General features: G+C 59.0%; 4 protein-coding genes. 2 read left to right on the top strand and 2 right to left on the bottom strand.

Features of this window, described 5'->3' with window-relative positions; translation table 11 throughout:
* Together BN1133_RS03315 and BN1133_RS03310 are read right to left on the bottom strand one after the other, a co-directional pair.
* On the bottom strand, window positions 1-1,008 hold a 1,008-nt coding region (locus BN1133_RS03315), incomplete at its 3' end, for a dicarboxylate/amino acid:cation symporter (protein ID WP_231686233.1).
* Window positions 1,009-1,323: 315 nt separating this feature from the next.
* The gene (locus tag BN1133_RS03310; protein WP_050665135.1) at window positions 1,324-2,226 is read right to left on the bottom strand and encodes a LysO family transporter; all 903 of its coding nucleotides are present in this window, start codon (window positions 2,224-2,226) and stop codon (window positions 1,324-1,326) included.
* Window positions 2,227-2,740: 514 nt separating this feature from the next.
* On the opposite strand from BN1133_RS03310, the gene BN1133_RS03305 reads away from it, so the two are divergent.
* Together BN1133_RS03305 and BN1133_RS03300 are read left to right on the top strand one after the other, a co-directional pair.
* Entirely contained in the window at window positions 2,741-3,511 is a 771-nt protein-coding gene (locus BN1133_RS03305; protein ID WP_050665134.1) for an ABC transporter ATP-binding protein, read from the top strand.
* Between the two features lie 36 nt (window positions 3,512-3,547).
* Window positions 3,548-4,148: transporter substrate-binding domain-containing protein (locus tag BN1133_RS03300; protein WP_050665133.1), on the top strand; the 601-nt coding region annotated here is incomplete at its 3' end.

The following is a 4,148-nucleotide window of genomic DNA, read 5'->3' as shown; positions in this document are numbered from 1 at the left end:
CAGCAGCAGCATGGTGATCTGTTGACCCCAGGAGAGCTCGATGCCGTAGGCCTGGGCGATGAACATGACGGCGAAGGTGCAGTACATCATGGAGCCGTCCAGGTTGAAGGAGTAGCCCATGGGGAGCACGAAGCTGGCGATGCGCTTGGAGCAGCCAAACTCTTCCAGGCGCTGCAGGGTCTTGGGATAGGCGGACTCGGAGCTGGCGGTGGAGAAGGCGAGCAGTATGGGCTCACGGATCATGCGCAGCAGCACCGTGATGCGGCGGCCGAGGAAGAGGGAGCCGAGCCCGATCAGGAGCAGCCAGAGGCTTCCCAGAGAGAGATAAAACTGGCTCATGAAGGTGCCATAGGTGGTCAGGATGCCGAGCCCCTCCCTGGCGACCATGGCCGAGATGGCGGCAAAGACGGCGAAGGGGGCAAAGTTCATCACATACCCGGTCACCTTGAGCATGATGTCGGCGGCGCTGGACATGACCATCACCACGGGCTTGGCATGATCGCCGATGGCGGCCGCGGCCAGGCCGAAGAAGAGGGAGAAGACCACGATCTGCAGGATCTCGTTGGTGGCCATGGCCTCCACCACGCTCTTGGGAATGGCGTGGGTGATAAAGTCTTTGAGCGAGATGGCGCCGGCACTGATGCCGCTGGTGGCGGTGCCGTCGGGCAGTGCCAGATTGAGACCCACGCCGGGGCTCAGCAGGTGCACCATCACCAGACCCAGGGTCAGGGAGAGCAGGGAGGCCATCATAAACCAGCCCAGAGTCTTGATGCCGACACGACCCACGGTGCGGGAGTCGCCCATCTTGGCGATACCGACGGTGAGGGTGGTGAAGACCAGGGGGGCGATGATCATCTTGATGAGCCGCAGGAAGATATCGGTCAACAGTGTGATGTTGGCGGCGAAGGTGGCGGCCTGAACCGGATCAAGCCAGCGCACTCCTTGCCCGGCCACTATGCCAAGCAACATAGAGATGATGATGGCGACCGTCAGCTTGTTCATTTTCATGTGAATGCTCCATTTACAGCGTTCCGTCGGGGGTCTCTCGCCTCCGTACGGGTCCATCCGGCCGGTGCCGGAAAGCAGCAGAATGCACAATCTCAGGGGGCAAATCCAGCGACTTCCAGCGGGAATATTCAAGCGCAGGGAGAAGGAAAACGGGGTGTTTTCACCTTGCTGCCAGATGGTGTCAGGTCGGTGTTTTGGCTGTGACAGCCGGGTAGCCGGCCGGTAAAAACAGGCTCTCGCGCGTGGCCGAGGTCACATTTCGGCGGTAACAAAAAAGCCCCGAACAGGGCTTTATAGAAATTAATCACGACCGGTTCACAGCGCCAGGAAGCCCAGGATCAGAATGGGGCCGAGTAGGCTCAGTATGAAGCCGGATACGATGGCGACCGGCACCACGCCGACCCCCCCGCTGCGCTGGATCACCGGCAGGGTAAAGTCGAGGGCGGTGGCGCCACCGTAGCCGATGGCGGCCGAGGGATGACGGCGCATCAGCAGCGGAATGATGAGGATGGCGATGAGCTCGCGGCCGAGATCGTTCAAAAAGGCGGCCGAGCCCATCACGGGGCCCAGCTTGTCCGCCACCAGAATGCCAGAGAGGGAGTACCAGCCAAAACTCGAGGCCATGGCCAGGGCGTGAGTGGCGGGCAGCGAGAGCACCAGCGCGGCGATCAGGGCGCCGAGCCAGCTGCTGAGCATGACGCCGATGGCGATGGTCATGCCCCAACGGTTGAGAAGGATCTGGCGCAGACGCATGCCCGAGTTGCGCATCTGGATGCCGATGAGCAGCAGGAGGAGCATCAGGGCCCACTCGCTGAACTTCTCGATGGGAAAGGAGGAGAGATCGACGATCAGGCCGAAGGCAAAGCCCGCCAGCACCACCAGCCCCAGTTGCAGCGACTCCCACATCATGTGCAGCTTGTTTGGCGCGCTCTGGAGCGCCTCCATCAGAGGGAGGGTGCGCTGACGATCCAGCCACCAGAGCAGCGCCAGATTGCAGAGGGTCAGAGAGGCGAGCATGACGCCCGATATCTTGAGGATCTGCGCCATGCTGCCCCCAAGGTCATCGATTCCCGCCAGACTCATCCCCATCAATCCCAGGATCAGGTAGACCATCTTGCCCAGTGCGCCGTTGATCCCCGAGAGCAGGGTGCGGGAGTGAAGGGGGATGAGATAGCCAATGAAGAGTGGCAGCAGGATCAAGAGGGCATTGAGCAGCATGAGCGGTCCGTCACACAAAAAGGGGTAAAACAGTGAGTCAGCTCATTATCCTGCCTGTCAGCCCTGTTGTGCGCAAATAAAATTGGCATATGAGGCCGTTGCCGTGAGGTTAAACGCGTAACGCCATTCTTATGGTACAGGGAAAGGTATCGTATGACCCTGATTTCTATGGATTCACTTCGTTGATGCGTGTGATTGTCTATTCAATGGCGAATGCCGCCTGCTTTTACGTGACAAGCTCATTTTTTTTCATATAAATAGTGGGGCTGGTGGCGTGGATCGGCATTTCTGTCGCCTCTTGCTGTAGTGTTATTATGCATTAAAATCGATTTTTATTCTGCGTTTGACCGATTTATGCCCATAATGCCAGCAGGATCTCGGGGGAGATGTTGTATTTTTATCGCCCCGATGTTACTTTCGCAGCAAGAGCTCAAAGGTTACGAAATTGTAAACTTGGAGCGACATAAGAAGGCCAATGATGGCCGCCCAGGGACAGACTACAAGGTTGTAAGGGATGAGCGACGTCGCTGCATTGGAAGTCCGAGATCTACACAAATATTTTGGTTCCCACGAGGTGCTCAAGGGCATCGATCTGACGGCCAGCAAGGGGGATGTTATCTCGCTCGTCGGCTCTTCAGGCTCGGGGAAATCCACCTTCTTGCGCTGCATCAACCTGCTGGAGACCCCCTCTTCCGGCACCGTGGCTCTGCATGGGGAGTTGATCCGCATGAAGAGCAGCCGCAGCGGCGAGCGTATTCCGGAAGACATGCGCCAGGTCGAGCGCATCCGTAGCCGCCTTGCCATGGTGTTCCAGAGCTTCAACCTCTGGTCCCATATGACCATCATGCAAAATATCATCGAGGTACCCATCCAGGTGCTCAAGGTGCCCCGTGCCGAGGCTATCGCCAAGGCCGAGCACCTGCTCAACCGGGTGGGGCTGTGGGAGCGGCGTGACTACTACCCGGGTCACCTCTCCGGCGGTCAGCAACAGCGTGCGGCCATCGCCCGCGCCCTGGCGGTTGACCCCGAGGTGATGCTGTTTGACGAGCCCACCTCGGCCCTCGATCCCGAGCTGGTGGGTGAGGTACTCGGCGTCATGCGCGAGCTGGCCGAAGAGGGGCGCACCATGCTGGTGGTGACCCACGAGATGGCCTTTGCCCGCGATGTCTCCAACAAGGTGATGTTCCTGCATCAGGGACGGGTGGAGGAGCAGGGGGATCCCAAGGAGATCTTTGCCCATCCCAAGTCCGAGCGGTTCAAGCAGTTCATATCTTCCATCTATTGATGGATCGGTTTTGCGTATCAAGGAGAGAGCGAAATGATGAAGAAGATGATAGTGGCTGCGGCCATCATGGCTGCCATGGGCTCCACCGGCGTCATGGCCAAGGAGTGGAAAGAGGTGCGGATCGGGGTCGAGGGTGCCTATCCCCCCTTCTCATGGACCGAGCCGAGCGGCGAGGTAAAGGGCTTTGACATCGACATCGCCAACGCCCTGTGCGAGGAGATGAAGGTCAAGTGTACCCTGGTCAAGCAGGATTGGGACGGTATCATCCCGGCACTGCTGTCGCGCAAGTTCGACGCCATCATCGCCACCATGGACATCACCGAAGAGCGCAAGAAGAAGGTCGACTTCACCCAGAAGTACCAACACATTCCGGCTCGCTTCGCCGCCAAGAAGGGCAGTGAACTGACCCTGGACAAGGCCTTCATGAGTGGCAAGACGGTTGCCGTGCAGCGTGCCACCTCCATGGATACCTATATCACCGACAACTTCCCCGAGGCGACCATCAAGCGTTACGGCACCGCCGACGAGGCCTATCTCGACCTCAAATCCGGCCGGGTTGACTATGTGCTGGCTGACTCTGCGGCCATCACCGATGGCCTGTTCAAGAAAGACGGGGGCGATGCCTACGAGTTCATCG

The sequence above is a fragment of the Aeromonas schubertii genome (genome assembly GCF_000820105.1).
Lineage (GTDB): Bacteria > Pseudomonadota > Gammaproteobacteria > Enterobacterales > Aeromonadaceae > Aeromonas > Aeromonas schubertii.
Note: the sequence above shows the minus strand (reverse complement) of the source record. Positions and strands in the feature narration are given on the sequence as shown.

Coding starts and splice junctions, on each gene's coding strand:
- BN1133_RS03310 (WP_050665135.1), bottom strand. CDS start 2,226: ATGCTGCTCAATGCCCTCTTGATCCTGCTGCCACTCTTCATTGGCTAT.
- BN1133_RS03305 (WP_050665134.1), top strand. CDS start 2,741: ATGAGCGACGTCGCTGCATTGGAAGTCCGAGATCTACACAAATATTTT.